The sequence below is a fragment of the Vulgatibacter sp. genome (genome assembly GCF_041687135.1).
In the GTDB taxonomy this organism is placed as follows: domain Bacteria; phylum Myxococcota; class Myxococcia; order Myxococcales; family Vulgatibacteraceae; genus JAWLCN01.
The window spans coordinates 327,961-344,318 of sequence record NZ_JAWLCN010000004.1 but is presented as its reverse complement, the minus strand read 5'-3'; the positions used below and the strand labels follow the sequence as shown (position 1 = coordinate 344,318).

Here is a 16,358-nt window from a genome sequence, read left to right as displayed (position 1 = left end):
CAACTACGGCGCAACCACGGCCCGGCCAGCTACCGCGCTGCGCCGGGCCGTGTCGCGCCCGGAATGCTTGGCGGTCCGATCGTCGCCGCGCCCGGATGGCTATCTTGAGCGGGTGCGCCCGGGATCTGCTCGCGGCGCCCGCATCGATGTGGAAGACACCGGAGACGAGAGGCTCGCTGCAGCTCACGGGAAAGCTGGTGCTCGGCGTTCTGCTCGCGCTCCTGCCGGTGCTGGTCCTGCTCGCCCTGGGCTGGCGGGCCGATGCGAACGAGCTGCGGCACGAGACCTTCCGCGGGATGCGCGGCGCTGCGGATGCCGCCTCGATCCTCGCAGACGAATACCTCGCCGAAGCACGGAAGAGCGCCGACCTCCTCGCGACGCACGCTGCGGTCCGCTCCCTCTCTCCGCTGCAGATCGAGCCGCTCCTCGACGAGGTGCTGAACGGCGATCCCAACCTCCACGCGATCGCCGTGGTGGACGAGGACGGCAGGCCGATCGCCAGCACCAGCGACGACCTCCTGCCGGCACGGGGCTCGGAGGTGGGCGAGCTCCTCGTCGACGCGGTGGAGCTCGCCAACCGCGGGGAGGGGCTCGTCTCCGGCGCTGCGTTCTCCCGGGGCCGCGGCCTGCCGCTGGTGGTGGCCTCGGCGCCGATCCGGCAGGGCGATCGCACGGTGGGCGCGGTGCTGGTGGGCTACGACCTCGGCACGCTGGCGAGCCGGCTGCAGAGGTTGCCGCTCCCCGACGATGCCGAGCTCTTCCTCATCGACCCGGCGGGCCGCCTCGCCTTCCGCTGCGACACCGTCCACGTGCTCGCTGGCGACGCCGCCGTCGACGTGAGCAAGCTCGCCGCCACCAGCAGGGCTCTCGGCGGTGAGCGGATCCTCGTGGCCGAGGAGTTCGCCGTCGCCGACGCGGTCGGCCTGCAGCAACGCCCGGTCGCCCTGGCGCTGGTGCCGACGCCGACCTGGCGCTGGGTGGTCGGGGTGGTGCGGCCCACTGCATCGGCCCTCGCGCCGATCGAGCGCCGGGAGCTCGATCGCCTCGTGCTCATGGTGGCATTGAGCCTCGTCGCCATGGGCGGCGCCGCGCTCGTGGGGCTCCACATCGTCCGGCCGATCCGGCAGCTGGCGGTGCAGCTCGAAGCGTTCGGCAGGGGCGATCTGCAGGTGCGCAGCGACCTCCACACCGGCGACGAGCTGGAGAGCCTCGCCGGCACCTTCAACTCGATGGCGGGCCGGCTCCAGCAGGTGCTCGGCACCCTCGAGGCACAGAATGCCGAGCTCCAGGCGATCGCGGTCGCCTCCCGGGCGGTGGTGCGCGAGCTCGAGCTGGGCGGCGTCGCCCGGGTGATCGTCGAGCAGACCGGCGCCGTGCTCCGCCCCGACTTCGTCGTGCTCTGGCTCGCCGACGGGCGCCGCCGGGAGCTGGTGCTCCTCGACCACGCGGGCCTCGACGAGGGCGAGATCGCGGACGTCGCGGTGGTCTCCTTCGATACGCAGGTGGCAGCTGCCCGCGCCGCGCGGGAGAAGCGGCTCCTCGTCCTCGAGGATCCCGCTGCGCTCCCGCCGCTCCGCCCGCTTCCGCGGCTCCAGAGCGGGATCTGCCTGCCGCTCCTCCTCCGCGACGAACTGGTGGGCGAGATCGTGGTGGGCTCCGCGAGCCCGCGCCAGTTCGGCCCCCTCGAGGTCCGCCTCCTCACCGCCCTCGGCGACATCTTCTCCGCAGCGGTGGAGAACGCCCGGCTCCACGACCGGGTCCGGCAGACCCTCCGGCTCCGGGACGAGTTCATCGCCGCTGCCGCCCACGAGCTGCGCACCCCTGCCACGGCGCTCAAGGCCTGGGTCCAGATCCTGGCGCGGGATCCCCGCGACGACCGCGACCGCAAGATCCTCGAGCGCCTGCACTTCGTGGCGGAGCGGGCCGCGCGCCTGGCGCGGGAGCTGGTGGCGGTCCACGGCCTGACCGCGGAGCAGCGCCCGCTCGAGTGCAGGCCCGTCGAGCTCCACGAGCTGGTCCGCGCAGCGGAGCAGGCGGTGCGCGCCTTCGGCTCCGAGGCGACGGTGCACTTCACCAGCGAGGGGGCGGTGGAGATCGAGGCGGACGCGGAGAGCCTCGCGCTGGCGCTCGGCGCCCTGCTCGAGAACGCCGCCCGCAACCAGGGCGGCAAGGGGGCGATCGCCGTGGAGATCCGCGATCGGGGCGGCTTCGCCTCCGTGCGGATCCAGGACGCCGGGCCTGCCATTCCGGCGGGGCGCCTGCCCCATCTCTTCGAGCCCCTCTTCGAACCCTGGCCCTCGGGCTCCCCCCACTACGTCGGACGCATCGGCCTCGGCCTCCATCTCGCCTCGATCGTCGCCGCGTCCCACGGCGGGCGGATCGACGCGACGAGCGGGGCAGGGGGCACCACCCTCGAGCTCCTCCTGCCGGCGCGAAGGGGCAGTGGGGTCGCTCCCCTGCCGGCAGGAGGGGCCGGCGCCCCTGCGCCCGACGTTTGGAATCCACGCGCGCGGGGCCTACCGTTAGGAACGTGACGCGCGAAGAGATCCTCGAGAACATCCGCAAGCAGGCGGACCTGGACGACGACGAGACCACGATCCGCGCAGCCCGCGCCGTGGTCTGCAGCCTCCGCGACCGGCTCTCGCCGGAGGAGGCGCAGGACTTCCTCGAGTCGCTGCGGGGCGATCTGCCCGAGCTCCTCCACTGCGAGTCCCACCCCCACCGGCGGCCGGAGAAGGCGAAGGAACGCCTCACCGAGCCGGAGGTGGTGGAGCGGGTCCGCGCCGAGGCGGGGCTGAAGGACCAGGCCCACGCCCGCCGGGTGATCCGGGTGGTGCTCGCCTCGCTCTCCTCGCGGATGGGCGGCGAGGAGGAGGCGACCCCGGGCAACGTCGCCCGAGGCATCGGCTCGCTGGCGAGCAGGCCGCGCTCCCGCCGGGAAGAGGGCGAAGACGAGTAGCCGCGCTCCCCCGATCCGGCAGGGACCCCGTCGCTTCCGGCCGTGATTTGCTCGACTGGCACGGCCCCGCGCTTTATCACTGCCGTTTCCCTGCCTTGACCCGGTGTCGGCGGGGGGACTAACCTGCGCGGCCTTCGCCGTTCCATGGGGCGAACGGGCCTGATTTCCTAGGAGATTCCAGATGCCGAGGGATTACGTGTTCGCCTCCGAGTCGGTGACCGAAGGCCATCCCGACAAGCTTTGCGATCACGTCTCGGACGCCGTCCTCGACGCCCTCCTCGAGCAGGATCCCAAGGCCCGTGTCGCGGTCGAGACCCTCGCCAAGACCGGCTTCGTCACCCTCGCCGGCGAGGTCACCTCCACCGCGAACGTGAACTTCCCCGCGGTGGTCCGCAGGACCGTCAACGAGATCGGCTACACCGACTCCTCGATGGGCTTCGACGGCGGCACCTGCGGGATCCTCGTCGCCCTCGAGCAGCAGTCCCCCGACATCGCCCAGGGCGTCGACTCCAGCGAGCAGAAGGAGCAGGGCGCCGGCGACCAGGGCATGATGTTCGGCTACGCCTGCACCGAGACCGACGCCCTCATGCCGGCGCCGATCCACTACGCCCACCTCCTCACCAAGCGCCTCACCGACATCCGCAAGTCGGGAGAGGTGCAGTGGCTCCGCCCCGACGGCAAGGCCCAGGTCGCGCTCCGCTACATCGAGGGCAAGCCGGTCCACGCCGACTCGATCGTGGTCTCCACCCAGCACAGCCCCGAGGTCTCCAACCAGGAGATCGAGCAGGTGGTGCGCGAGCTGGTGATCGCGAAGGCGTTGCCTTCCTCGCTGATCGACGCGAAGACCCGCTTCTTCATCAACCCCACCGGCCGCTTCGTGGTCGGCGGGCCGATGGGTGACTCCGGCCTCACCGGCCGCAAGATCATCGTCGACACCTACGGCGGCATGGGCCGCCACGGCGGCGGCGCCTTCTCGGGCAAGGATCCCTCGAAGGTCGATCGCTCCGCGGCCTACATGATGCGCTACGTGGCGAAGAACGTGGTCGCCGCCGGCCTCGCCACCCGTTGCGAGGTGCAGGTCGCCTATGCCATCGGCATCGCGGAGCCGGTGAGCGTGCACGTCGAGACCTTCGGCACCGCGCAGGTCTCCGAGGAGAAGATCGAGCAGGCGATCCGCCGCGTCTTCGGCCTCAAGCCCGCGCAGATCATCGAGAGCCTCGATCTCCTCCGCCCCATCTACAAGAAGACGGCGGGCTACGGGCACTTCGGCAGGACCGAGCCGGAGTTCACGTGGGAGCGGCTCGACAAGGTCGACGCGCTTCGCGACGCCGCCGGCTTCACCGGCGTCCGCATCGCGGGCTGAGCGGCCAGGAGTACCGAGGGGCCGCCCACCGGCGGCTCCGAGCTGCCGCCGCACCCCGCAGGGCGGGGAAGCGGCGGCCCGGGAACCTGGTTGGAGGGCCGGGGCTTCCCTGTTCGTGGGCGCGTGTCGATCCTTGCCTCCGGTCGCCCGTCCTTCTCACCGTGGGGCGCGCCTGACGGACGCATGACGCTTCTCGAATCGATCATCCTCGGCATCGTGCAGGGCCTCACCGAGTTCCTGCCGATCTCGTCCACCGCGCACCTCCGCGTGATTCCCGCGCTGCTGGGCTGGAACGATCCCGGCGCCGCCTTCTCGGCGGTGATCCAGATCGGCACCGTCCTCGCGGTCCTGGTCTACTTCCGCAAGGATCTCGCCGAGATCATCCGGGGCGTCTTCCGCGGCCTCAAGGCCGGCAAGCCGCTGCAGGATCCGGACGCGCGCCTCGGCTTCTACATCTGCGCCGGCTCGGTGCCGATCGTGGTGGCGGGCCTCCTCTTCCAGCAGGCGATCAAGACCGAGCTCCGCAGCCTCTACGTCATCGCCGGCGCGCTGGTGGTGGTGGGCGTGCTGATGGGCATCGCCGATCGCTTCGCCGGCAAGCGCGCCGGGCCCACCGAAGGCAACCGCTCGATCACCCTTGCCGACGCGCTGCTGGTGGGCACCGCCCAGATGTTCGCGCTCATCCCCGGCGTCTCCCGCTCGGGCTCGACCATCGCGGCGGGGCTCCTCCGCGGCCTCGACCGGGCGGAGGCCGCGCGCTTCTCCTTCCTCCTCTCGATCCCGGCGATCTCCGGCGCGGGTCTCAAGGAGCTCCTCGAGCTCTACCAGGCGGGGATCAGCAGCGACGGCGTCCTCACCCTCGTCGCCGGCACGGTGGTCTCCTTCGTCGTGGGCTACGCCGCGATCGCGGGGCTCATCGCCTTCCTCAAGAAGCGCTCGGTCATGGTCTTCGTCGCCTACCGCATCGGCCTCGCCGTGCTGCTCCTGGGCCTGCTCGGTGCGGGGATCCTGGTGCACGTGTGACCGCCGACGCCTTCCTCGAGGCAGTGCGCCACGCGGTGGAGGGCAGGGCGGTCGGCGGCCTGGCCGATGCCGGCGCCGATCCGGAGCGGCAGCTGCGCCCGGCCTCGGTGCTCATCCCGCTCTACGAGGAGCGGGGCGAGCCCGGCGTGGTGCTCCTGCGGCGCAGCGATCACCTCGGCAAACATCCCGGCCAGATCGCCTTCCCCGGCGGCGGCCGCGACGGCTGCGAGGACGAGCTCGCCTGCGCCTTGCGCGAGTCGCAGGAGGAGGTGGGCCTGCGTCCCGAGCAGGTGGAGATCCTCGGGCGGCTCGACCGCTACGCCACCATCACCGGCTACCTCGTCTCCCCCTTCATCGGCAGGCTGCGGCGCTGGCCCCTCGACCTCGTCCCCGATCCGAGCGAGGTGGCGGCGATCCTCCACGTGCCCATCGCCAGGCTGATCGAGCCCGGGGCCCTGCGGGTCTCGACCTTCGGCGGCACGAGGACGGTGAACTTCTTCGAGTGGGGCGGCGAGCACGTGATCTGGGGCGCCACCGCGCGCATGCTCCGGCAGCTCCTCGAGCTCGCGCTGGACAGGCCGCTCGAACCCAGCGGCGAAGTGCCCTGGGAGAAGGTGCGCTGGTAGGGCGCCGCCGCGTTTCGAAGTAGAGTGCGCCCCGCCATGGCGACGAAGAAGCGCATCCATCCCGTGATCCTCGCCGGCGGCAGCGGCACCAGGTTCTGGCCCCTCTCCCGCGAGAAGAAGCCGAAGCAGCTCCTGCCGCTCGCCTCCGACAAACCCCTGGTCGCCGACACGGCGGCGCGGCTGGTGGGACTCTCACGCCTCGAAGACATCGTCACGGTTTGCGGCAGGGCCCACGCGCCGGCGATCCGCAGGATGCTGCCGGAGGAGGCGCGGGGCGGGGTGGTGGTGGAGCCCGCCGCACGCAACACCGCGCCGGCGATCGGCCTCGCCGCCACCGTGGTCGCTGCCCGCGATCCGAAGGGCGTCCTCCTCGTCCTCCCCTCCGATCACGCGATCCTCGATCTCCAGGCCTTCCGGGAGACGGTGCAGCGGGCGGTGGATCTCGCGGGGCGGGGCTCGCTGGTCACCATCGGCGTCCAGCCCACCCGGGCGGAGACGGGCTTCGGCTACATCCAGGTCGGCGCACCGCTGGCGAAGGGCGGGGGCCACCGGGTCACCGCCTTCCACGAGAAGCCCGATCGCGAGCGGGCGAAGGGCTACCTCGCCGCCGGCGGCTACCTCTGGAACGCGGGCATGTTCGCCTTCCGGGCCGATCGGATCCTGGAGGAGCTCCGCGAGCACCTCCCCGACTGCGCCGCGGCGCTGGCGAAGATCGCGCCTTCGGTCGGCACCGCGGGTTTCGCCCGGGCGGTGGCCCGGCATTTCCCCACCTGTCCCTCGATCTCGATCGACTACGCGGTGATGGAGAAGGCGCAGGACATCGCCGTGGTACCGGCCTCGTTCACCTGGTCGGATCTCGGCTCCTTCTCCTCGCTCCCCGAAGTCCGGGAGGCGGACGCGGCAGGGAACGTCACCTCCGGCAACGTGATGCTCTTCGACGCCCTGCAGAACGTGGTGCTCGGGCAGGGGAACAAGCCGGTGGCGCTGATCGGCGTCTCCGACCTGATCGTGGTCGACGCCGGGGACGCCCTCCTCGTCTGCAACCGCGACCGGGCGCAGGAGGTCCGCAAGGTGGTGGAGGCCCTCCGGGCCAGGGGCGACGGCAAGTTGCTCTAGAACGCGGCTCGGCCGCGTTGCACGGAAATTCCTTCGATGCTATCAGCCGTTCGGAAGATCGAACGGAGATTCAATTCGATGGCAACGACCCCTCGACGCGCCCGCGAGATCGCCCGCACCCGCCAGGACATCCTGGAGGCAGCTGCCCGGGCGTTCGCCAGCCGCGGCTTCACCGGCGCCACGATGCAGGACATCGCCCGGGAGGCCGGCTACACCGCCGCGTCGCTCTACAGCTACTTCTCCAGCAAGGAGGAGATCATCCGGGGGCTCTTCGAGTCGATCCGGAACGAGCGCTTCTCCGCCCTCGAGCTCCCGGTCCCCGAGGGGCTGACCCTGCGCCAGAAGCTGGATCTGCTCGTCCGTCGGCAGACCGAGGTGGCCAAGCGCCACCGGGACGCGATCCGCTTCTTCTACTTCTCGAGCGACGGGGCGATGTGCAACGCCGCCCGGGAAGAGGCCCTCACCCCGGTGGAGATGTCGGCCCTCGACTTCGAGCAATTCTTCCGCCAGGAGGCCCGCCCCGAGGAGCTCGGCGGCTGGGAGCCAGCGGATCTCGCCCTCGCCTTCGCCGGCATGACCCACGGATTCTTCGTCCGCTGGCTCCGCGGGCCCTCGGATTCGAGCCTCGAGGAGGGGATCCCCCGGCTCCTCGACCTCTTCTTCCACGGGCTCTCGGGCTCCGGGAATTCCAAGTAATTCCAGCGGTTCGACGCACCTCGTCGAGCGATCGGCCGATCGACTTGACAAAGGTCCGCTTCACCGCAAATAAACGCGCATTCGAAATGGCCGAACGATGATTCGGCGCAGTGAAAGGCCCCGCATGAGCCACGCAATCGGACGCATCCTGGTCCCAGCCCTTGTCGCAGCCGGTCTCCTCGCAGGCTGCTCCGGCGCAGCAGAGAAGGCAGCGCTCCCCGAGCGTTCCGCCGACGTGGCGACGGTCGGCGTGCGGGTGGTCCAGCCGCGGACCGAGCTCGCCGGCGATCTGGTGAAGGCCACCGGCAGGCTCCTCGCCCGCAACGAGGCGATGCTCAGCGCCAGGGCGAGCGGCAGCATCGCCTCGATCGCGGTGGAGGTCGGCGACCGGGTGAAGAAGGGCGACGTGCTCCTCCGCCTCGACGCAACCAGCGCCGCCATCGGCGTGGAGCAGGCGAAGGCCGCGGTGGCGATGGCGGAGGCGGGCCTCGAGGTGGCGACCCAGGACCTCGAGCGGGCCCGCTCGCTCCGGGCCTCCGGCGGCGTCTCCCCCGCGGGCCTCGAGAAGGCCGAGGCGGGGTTCAAGCAGGCGGAGGCGAGCCTCAAGCAGGCCCGCGCCGCAGCGCGGAACGCCTCGAAGATGCTGGCCGACCACACCCTGCGGGCGCCCTTCGACGGCACCGTGACCGCCAAGCTGAAGAACGTCGGCGAGTACGTGGCGATGATGCCGCCCACGCCGGTGATCGGGCTGGTGGACGCCACCAACCTCGAGGTGGTGCTGCCGGTCCCCGAGACGGTGGTCTCCACCGTGCAGCCCGGCGCCATCGTCCGCGGGGTGGTCCACCCCACCGGCACCGCCTTCGAGGCGAAGGTCCGGACCGTGGGCACGGTGGTCGAGTCCGGCGCCCGCACCGTCGAGGTCCGGGCGGATCTCGTCGGCGAGCGCAGCCCGGCGATGCGGCCCAACGCGATGGTCGAGGTGGACTTCTCGGTCACCGCCGACGTCGCAGCGGCTGGGCTCTACCTGCCGGCGCAGTCGGTCCGCAAGGAAGGCGAGAAGCGCTTCGTCTGGCTGGTGAACGAGGGGAAGGTCGTCCGCGCCGAGATCGAGGCGGAGGCCGTCTCCCCCGGCGTGGTCCGGGTCCTCGGCGGCCTCGACGGCGCCGCACAGGTGGTGGCCGACAACGGCGCCAACCTGAAGGACGGCATGGCCGTCCAGGTGCTCCAGTAACGGTACGAACGGATGGATCGCGGCGCCCTTCGGGTGCGCCGCAGGGCGCCGGCGGCGCAAGCGCGCGGCGAGTGTGAAGTTCGATGGATCCGATCAAAACCTTCATCACGCGGCCGGTCTTCACCACGATGCTCGTGGCGGCGTTCGTGGTGTTCGGCATGTTCGCCTATCCGCGCATCGGCGTGGACCAGTTCCCGGAGGTCGAATTCCCGGTGGTCACCGTGCTCACGGTGATGCCGGGCGCCGATCCGGCGACGATGGAGCAGGACGTCTCCGACCCCCTCGAGGAGTCGATCAACACCCTCTCCGGCCTCGAGACCCTGCGCTCGGTCAACGTGGAGTCGGTCTCGCAGGTCGTGGTGCAGTTCGACCTCGACAAGGATCCGGACATCGCCGCGCAGGAAGTGCGCGACAAGGTCCAGGCGACGCTCCGCGATCTCCCCCAGGAGATCGAGACGCCGGTGGTCGAGAAGTTCGACATCGGCGCGGCGCCGGTGATGACCTTCGCCCTCGCCGGCCCGGTGCCGGTGGAGGAGCTCACCCGCCTCGCCGACGACGTGGTGAAGCCCGCGCTGCAGCAGAAGGCCGGCGTCGGCGCGGTGGACATCGTCGGTGGCCGCGAGCGCCAGATCCAGATCGAGATCGATCCGGATCGCCTCCGGGGCTACGGCCTCGCCGCCAGCGACGTGGTCGCTGCGGTGCAGGCGCAGAGCATCGAGATCCCCGGCGGCCGCACCGCCGAGGCCGCACGCGAGCGGACCATCAAGCTCACCTCCGAGGCGAAGAGCGCCGACCAGATCCGCGAGCTGATCATCCCGGCGCCCACCCCTTCGCCGGTGCGCATCCGCGACGTGGCCAACGTGATCGACGGCCCCGAGGAGGCCCGCTCCGCCGCCCGCTTCATGGGGGAGTCCGCGGTGGCGCTGCAGGTGAAGAAGCAGTCCGGCGCCAACACCGTGGCGGTGGCTGACGAGCTCAAGTCGGCGCTGGCCAGCGTCCAGTCGCAGCTGCCCGAGGGTGCGGTGCTCTCCACCGTCTCCGACAACTCGCGCTTCATCCGCTCCTCGATCGAGGGCGTGCAGCACGACATGATCATCGGCGGCCTCCTCGCCGTCGTCATCGTGCTCCTCTTCCTGCGCAACGGCCGCTCCACCATCATCTCCGCGGTGGCGCTGCCGGTCTCGGTGATCGGCACCTTCGCGGTGATCGAGGCGCTCGGCTTCACCTTCAACATCATCACGATGCTGGCGCTCACCCTTTCGATCGGCCTCTTGATCGACGACGCCATCGTGGTGATCGAGAACGTCGTCCGTCACATGGAGGAGGGCAAGTCGCCCTTCCGCGCCGCCTGGGAAGGCACCAAGGAGATCGCCCTCGCGGTGCTCGCGGTGACGCTCTCCATCGTGGCGGTCTTCGTGCCCGTGGCCTTCATGGAAGGCATCATGGGCAAGTTCTTCTACCAGTTCGGCATCACCGTGGCGGTCTCGGTGATCATCTCCTTCTTCGTGTCGCTGACGCTGACGCCGATGCTCTCGGCCAAGCTCCTGCGCCACCACGGCGAGGGCGGGAAGATCAGCCAGGCGATCGAGCGGGTCCTGCGCTCGATCGAGTCCTTCTACAAGGTGACCCTGCGCTGGATGCTCACCCACCGCGCCGCGATGATGGGCCTCGCCTCGGTGGTCCTCGTGGGCACGGTGATGCTCGCCGGCATGCTCAAGGCGACCTTCATCCCCGAGCAGGATCGCGGCGAGTTCAAGGTCTCGGTGGAGCTGCCGGTGGGCTCGAATCTCGAGCTGACCCAGTCCCGGGTGCGCGACCTGGCGGCGCAGCTCGAGGCGGTGCCCGGCGTGGCGAACGTCTTCACCACCGTCGGCGCCGGCGCGCAGGAGGAGGTGCACAAGGGCGAGATCCTCGTGGCGCTCCAGCCCCTCGCCCAGCGCGGCTACAAGCAGCAGGAGCTGATGCGCTGGGCCCGCGAGAGCCTCGTGCGCAGCGCCGACACCACCATCGGCGTGCAGGAGATCGCCGCGGTGGGCGGCGGCCACACCCAGCAGGTGCAGCTCAACATCCGCAGCAACGACTACGAGGCCCTCGGCGCCGCGGCGGAGAAGCTGGGCGCCGTGATGAAGGCGAAGGAAGGCTTCGTCGACGTCGACTCCACCTACCGACCCGGCAAGCCGCAGATCGACGTGCAGCTCGACCGCGAGCGCGCCGCAGCGGTGGGCATCCCCGCGGCGAGCGTGGGCCAGACCCTGCGCGCCCTCCTCGGCGGCGACAAGGTCGGCGACATCCGGATGGGCAACGAGACCTACGACGTGGTGCTCAAGCTCCCCGAGGCGGTGCGCGCCGACGCCGGCAGCCTCGGCAGCCTCACCATGCGCTCGGCCACCGGCCAGCTGGTGGAGCTGCGCAGCATCGCCGACCTCGAGGAGAGCGCCGGCCCCTCGCAGATCGATCGCCAGGCCCGCATGCGCCAGGTCACCATGCTCGCCAACCTCGACGGCATGAGCCTCAGCGAGGCGATGACCTTCCTGCAGCACTACGCGGCCACGGAGCTTCCCCAGGGCGTGGTCGCCGACTTCGAGGGCAACGCCAAGCAGCTCGCCGACGCGGGCAAGGCCTTCGGCCTCGCGCTCCTCCTGGCCATCGTGCTGCTCTACATGATCCTCGCGGCGCAGTTCGAGAGCTTCATCGACCCCCTCACCATCATGATGTCGCTCCCCTTCGCGGTGATCGGCGCCATCGGCGGCCTGCTCATCGCCGGGCAGGAGATGTCGATGTTCGCCATGATCGGCATCATCATGCTGATGGGCCTGGTGGCGAAGAACGGCATTCTGCTCGTGGACTTCACCAACCAGCTCCGCCGCGAGGGCAAGTCGGTCTTCGACGCGCTGATGGAGGCAGGGCCTTTGCGGCTCCGCCCGATCCTGATGACCACCATCGCGATGATCGGCGGCATGGTCCCCGTGGCCATGGCCCGGGGCGACGGCGCCGAGACCCGCGTGCCGATGGCGATCGCGATCATCGGCGGCCTCGTAACCTCGACGGTGCTCACCCTCGGCATCGTGCCGGTGGTCTACTCGCTCTTCGAAGGGGCGAAGGCCCGGGTCGACCGCGTGCTCAAGCGCAAGCCCCGGCCCGTCGAGGCCCACGAGGACCTGGCCGCCTGAAGGCCAACGGGCAGCACCCGGGCCGGGGGGCCGGGTGCTGCCACTCGCATCTCATCCAGCCTGCATCCATGCGGTAGGCTGCGCCCCCGATGCGGTGGAGCGCAGTCCCCGGGGGGCCGCGCAAGGTTTCCACGAAAGAGCCCTGAGATGATTCCCGATCGGTCCAAGAACCACTCCCTGCGTCGGCCCCTTGCCCTCGCTACCGCTCTCGCTCTGCTCGCGCCTGGCTTCGCCGTGGCGCAGGAGGAGCAGCAGCCCGCACAGCAGCAGCCCGAGACGCGGCCGGTGCAGCCGGGCTCCAACGTGCAGGCGCCTGCAGAGGCGCCCGAGCTCATCATCGATCCCGACGAGGTGGTGCCACAGGCCGACGCGCCGGTGCTCACCCTCGAGGAGGCGGTGCGCCGCGCCGACCTGCCGGAGGGCGCCCTCGACCTCACGGTGCTCCGCGAGAACCTCGAGCGGGCGAACATCAACGTGCAGCGGGCCTGGGCCTCGCTCCTGCCGGTGGTGAACCTGGTGGGCAGCTACACCCGCAACTCGGTGGCGGCGGAGATCGCCTTCCCCAACTTCGCCGCGGGCCTCTCCGAGCAGCCGGCGGGCAGCGGGGTCTTCGTCCCCAACGAGTTCGTGCCGGTCGACATCCAGCCGGAGAACCAGTGGGGCGCGCAGCTCGAGGCGACGATGCCGCTGCTGGTGATGCCCGCCTACTACGGCATCGCCAACGCCCGGCAGGCCACCGAGCTGGTGGAGAACCAGATCACCTTCGCGCGCAACGAGCTCATCTTCGGGCTCACCCAGGCCTACTACGGCGCGGTGGCGGCGAAGCGGATCATCGAGGTCTCCGCCGCGCAGCTCGCCTCCGCCAGGGAGCAGGAGCGCGTGGCGCAGGCGCGCTTCGACGTCGGCGAGATCCCCAAGGTCGGCTACCTCCGCGCAGCGGTGCAGCGCTCGCGCTTCGAGCAGGACCTGGTCCGGGCACAGAACGCGTACGTCTCCGCGAAGCTCGCCATCGCCGCGCTCATCGGCGTGGAGGAGCCCTTCACCGTGGTGGCGCCGCCGGAGGTCGAGGTGCCCGCCGCGGGCTCCATCGACGAGTACGTGCGCGCCGGCCTGCAGCGCCGCAGGGACCTCGCCGCGCAGCGGGATGCGGTGGAGATCGCCGAGCGGGCGGTGAAGGCCGCCTACTGGCAGTTCGCCCCGGTGATCGCCGCCAACGGCGCCTACCGCTGGGCCAACGTCGGCGGCTTCACCGGCGAGACCGAGACCTGGGCGGTGACGGTGAGCGCCATCTTCACCATCTTCGACTGGAACCGCTACGCGGACGTCGACGAGGCGAAGAGCCAGCTCGCGCAGTCCCGGGCCGAGCGCGAGAACCTCTCGCGCACCGTGAGCCGGGAGGTGAAGACGGCGCTGCTGGAGCTCGAGAGCGCCCGCGCCAACCTCATCTCCGCCGAGGAGGCCTCGCGCCTCGCCAAGGAGAGCGCAACGCTCGTTCGTGCACAATACGAGGCGGGCGCCGCCACCTACCTCGACGTCATCGACGCCAACGCCACGGAATTCGCAGCGGACGTGAGCGTGGTCACCGAGCAGCTCAACGCCGCCGTCGCCGCCCTGCGGCTCTCCCGGTCGATGGGCACGTTCGGAGTGGAACGCTTCCCCTGATCTCCCGGGCAGGTGGCCGTTGCCGGGGTGGGCGCGGGGATCTATAGATCCCCGCGCTTTTCCAACCCGAGGACCGAAGGCCACCCATGGCGCAGATCAACCCGCACATCTTCCGCGAATACGACATCCGGGGTCTCGTCGACAAAGACCTCCACCCGGACAGCGTCTCCCTCATTGCCAGGGGCTTCGCCCGGATGATCAAGGACCGCGGCGGCAAGCGCGTGGTCCTGGGCCGGGATTGCCGGACCTCCTCCACGGTCTTCCGGGGCATCTTCTCGCGGGCCCTGAACGATTCCGGCATCGACGTGGTCGACATCGGCGTCGTCCCCACGCCGCTCACCTATTTCGCCGCCCACGTCCTCGAGGGGATCGACGGGCTGGTGATGATCACCGGCTCCCACAACCCGCCCGAGTACAACGGCTTCAAGATCGGCGTGGGCAAGACCACGCTCCACGGCAGCGAGATCCAGGCGCTGCGGCGGATCGTGGAGCAGGGCGACTTCCCCTCGGGCCACGGCATCACCGAGGAGCTCGACGTCGTCCCCCGCTACATCGAGCACGTCACGAGCACCCTGAAGATGGGGCCGCGCAAGCTCCGGGCGATCGTCGACGCCGGCAACGGCGTGGGCGGCGACGTGGCGCAGCGGCTCTACACCGCGCTCGGCGTCGACTTCACCGGCATGTACCTCGAGCCGGACGGCACCTTCCCCAACCACCACCCGGATCCGACGGTGGAGGAGAACGTCGCCGAGCTGAAGGCCAAGACCACCGCCGAGCGGGCGGACCTCGGCATCGCCTTCGACGGCGACGCGGATCGCATCGGCGTGGTCGACGACCAGGGGAGCATCCTCTGGGGCGATCAGCTGATGATCCTCTACAGCCGCGCGGTGCTGAAGGAGGAGCCGGGCACGGCCATCGTCGGCGAGGTGAAGTGCTCGCAGACGATGTACGACGACATCGAGAAGCACGGCGGCAAGCCCGTGATGTGGAAGGCGGGCCACTCGCTGATCAAGGCGAAGATGAAGGAGACGAAGGCCTCCCTCGCCGGCGAGATGAGCGGCCACATCTTCTTCCAGAACCGCTGGTTCGGCTTCGACGACGGCATCTACGCCGGCGCGCGCCTCCTCGAGATCCTCTCCCACGAGAAGCGGCCCCTCTCCGAGATGCTCGCCGATGTGCCGAAGACCTGGGCCTCGCCCGAGATCCGCCGGGACGCGGAGACCGAGGAGCGGAAGTTCGCGCTGGTGAAGATGGCCACCGAGCACTTCCGGTCGAAGGGCCACGAGGTGATCGACGTGGACGGCGTGCGCGTCGTCTTCCCCGACGGCTGGGGCCTGGTGCGTGCGTCCAACACGCAGCCGATCCTCGTGCTCCGCTACGAGGCGCAGACGCCCGAAAGGCTCGAGGAGATCCGCCAGCTCATCGAAGGAACGCTGACCGAGCTCGAGAAGAGGGTGGGCTGAAGATGAGCGCTGCCGCCATCGCCCTGGGTTGCGACCTGGGAGGCACCAACGTCCGCGTCGCCGTGGTCGAGGCGGACGGACACGTGCGCTCCTCGGTGAAGCGCAAGCTCACCGATCGTTCGCCGGAGGCGGTGGCGAAGGAGCTGGCCGAGGGGGCGCGCGACGTGCTCGCCAACGTGGGCGCGTCGCTCGAGCAGGTGGGCGGCATCGGCGTCGGCGTGGCGGGGCAATGCCTCGGCTCCACCGGCATGGTCCTGGTCGGCCCCAACCTCGGCTGGCGCAACGTCCCCTTCGGCGCGCTGGTGGAGCGCGAGCTGGGGCGGCGGGCGCGGATCGTCAACGACCTCTCCGCCGCGGCGTGGGGCGAGGCGGCGGTCGGCGGGGCGCGGGGCGCCCGCGACGTGATCCTCGTCTTCGTCGGCAGCGGCGTGGGCTCGGGGCTCATCCTGAACGGCGCGCTCTACGAGGGCGCCGGCGGCATCGCCGGCGAGTTCGGCCACGTGAAGGTGGTGGCCGGCGGCAGGCCCTGCGGCTGCGGCGAACTCGGCTGCCTCGAGGCCTACGTCGGCGGCCACAACATCACCCGGCGGATCAAGGAGCTCGAGGCCGGCGGCAAGGCGCAGGCGATCCTCAAGGCAGCGGGCGGCGATGCCACCCGCATCGGCGGCTCGGCGCTGGAGCTGGCGGCGGAGGAGGGCGACACGGAGGCGCAGCAGCTCCGCTCCGAGATCGCCCAGATGCTCGGCGTCCAGGTGGGCAACCTCGTCACCGTGCTCAACCCCTCGAGGCTGATCCTCGGCGGCGGCGTGCTCACCGGCATGCCCGGCATGAAGAGCGAGGCGATCGAGTGGATCCGCCGCAGCGCCCAGCCTGCCCACATGGCGCAGGCGACCATCCTCGACGCCGCGCTGGGCGACGACGCCGGCGTGATCGGCGCGGGGCTGCTGGGGCTGCTCGTCGCGAGCTGAAAAGGGTCTGAAGGCCGAACCGACAGCACCGCCCCGGCCTTTGACTACTTACAATATTCCTGTAATGTTCCTGCGAACCTT

The 16,358-nt window shown here is 70.7% G+C and carries 12 protein-coding genes; all 12 read left to right on the top strand.

Annotation, left to right across the window (positions count from 1 at the left end; all coding sequences use genetic code 11):
* The first annotated feature begins 104 nt into the window (after positions 1-104).
* The 12 genes from ACESMR_RS12580 (at position 105) to ACESMR_RS12525 (ending at position 16,277) form a co-directional block, all read left to right on the top strand.
* Complete coding sequence (locus ACESMR_RS12580) at positions 105-2,534, top strand: ATP-binding protein (RefSeq protein ID WP_373047424.1); 2,430 nt, start codon at positions 105-107, stop codon at positions 2,532-2,534.
* Positions 2,531-2,959 carry a DUF2267 domain-containing protein gene (locus ACESMR_RS12575; RefSeq protein ID WP_373047423.1) on the top strand — a complete coding sequence of 143 codons (429 nt, stop codon included), beginning with the start codon at positions 2,531-2,533 and terminating at the stop codon, positions 2,957-2,959. The genes ACESMR_RS12580 and ACESMR_RS12575 overlap by 4 nt, the downstream gene beginning before the upstream one ends.
* A gap of 181 nt (positions 2,960-3,140) precedes the next feature.
* Positions 3,141-4,322 carry a methionine adenosyltransferase gene (gene metK, locus ACESMR_RS12570; protein ID WP_373047422.1) on the top strand — a complete coding sequence of 394 codons (1,182 nt, stop codon included), beginning with the start codon at positions 3,141-3,143 and terminating at the stop codon, positions 4,320-4,322.
* A 183-nt stretch (positions 4,323-4,505) separates the two neighbouring features.
* Positions 4,506-5,345, top strand: a complete 840-nt coding sequence (gene uppP, locus ACESMR_RS12565) for an undecaprenyl-diphosphatase UppP (RefSeq protein ID WP_373047421.1) — start codon at positions 4,506-4,508, stop codon at positions 5,343-5,345.
* Positions 5,342-5,971: an NUDIX hydrolase gene (locus ACESMR_RS12560; protein ID WP_373047420.1), complete on the top strand. Its 630-nt coding sequence runs from the start codon at positions 5,342-5,344 to the stop codon at positions 5,969-5,971. The genes uppP and ACESMR_RS12560 overlap by 4 nt, the downstream gene beginning before the upstream one ends.
* Positions 5,972-6,007: 36 nt before the next feature.
* Positions 6,008-7,087, top strand: a complete 1,080-nt coding sequence (locus ACESMR_RS12555; RefSeq protein WP_373047419.1) for a mannose-1-phosphate guanylyltransferase — start codon at positions 6,008-6,010, stop codon at positions 7,085-7,087.
* A gap of 78 nt (positions 7,088-7,165) precedes the next feature.
* A complete protein-coding gene (locus ACESMR_RS12550; protein WP_373047418.1) occupies positions 7,166-7,783 on the top strand; it encodes a TetR/AcrR family transcriptional regulator in 618 nt (205 codons plus the stop codon).
* Positions 7,784-7,907: 124 nt separating this feature from the next.
* Positions 7,908-9,014 carry an efflux RND transporter periplasmic adaptor subunit gene (locus ACESMR_RS12545; RefSeq protein ID WP_373047417.1) on the top strand — a complete coding sequence of 369 codons (1,107 nt, stop codon included), beginning with the start codon at positions 7,908-7,910 and terminating at the stop codon, positions 9,012-9,014.
* A gap of 83 nt (positions 9,015-9,097) precedes the next feature.
* Positions 9,098-12,184 (top strand): efflux RND transporter permease subunit, encoded by a 3,087-nt coding sequence (locus ACESMR_RS12540; protein ID WP_373047416.1) that lies wholly within the window; start codon positions 9,098-9,100, stop codon positions 12,182-12,184.
* A gap of 147 nt (positions 12,185-12,331) precedes the next feature.
* Positions 12,332-13,846: a TolC family protein gene (locus ACESMR_RS12535; RefSeq protein ID WP_373047415.1), complete on the top strand. Its 1,515-nt coding sequence runs from the start codon at positions 12,332-12,334 to the stop codon at positions 13,844-13,846.
* Between the two features lie 95 nt (positions 13,847-13,941).
* On the top strand, positions 13,942-15,309 hold the full coding sequence (locus tag ACESMR_RS12530; RefSeq protein ID WP_373047642.1) for a phosphomannomutase/phosphoglucomutase: 1,368 nt from the start codon (positions 13,942-13,944) through the stop codon (positions 15,307-15,309).
* 2 nt (positions 15,310-15,311) lie between these two features.
* Positions 15,312-16,277 (top strand): ROK family protein, encoded by a 966-nt coding sequence (locus ACESMR_RS12525; protein ID WP_373047414.1) that lies wholly within the window; start codon positions 15,312-15,314, stop codon positions 16,275-16,277.
* Positions 16,278-16,358: the final 81 nt, after the last annotated feature.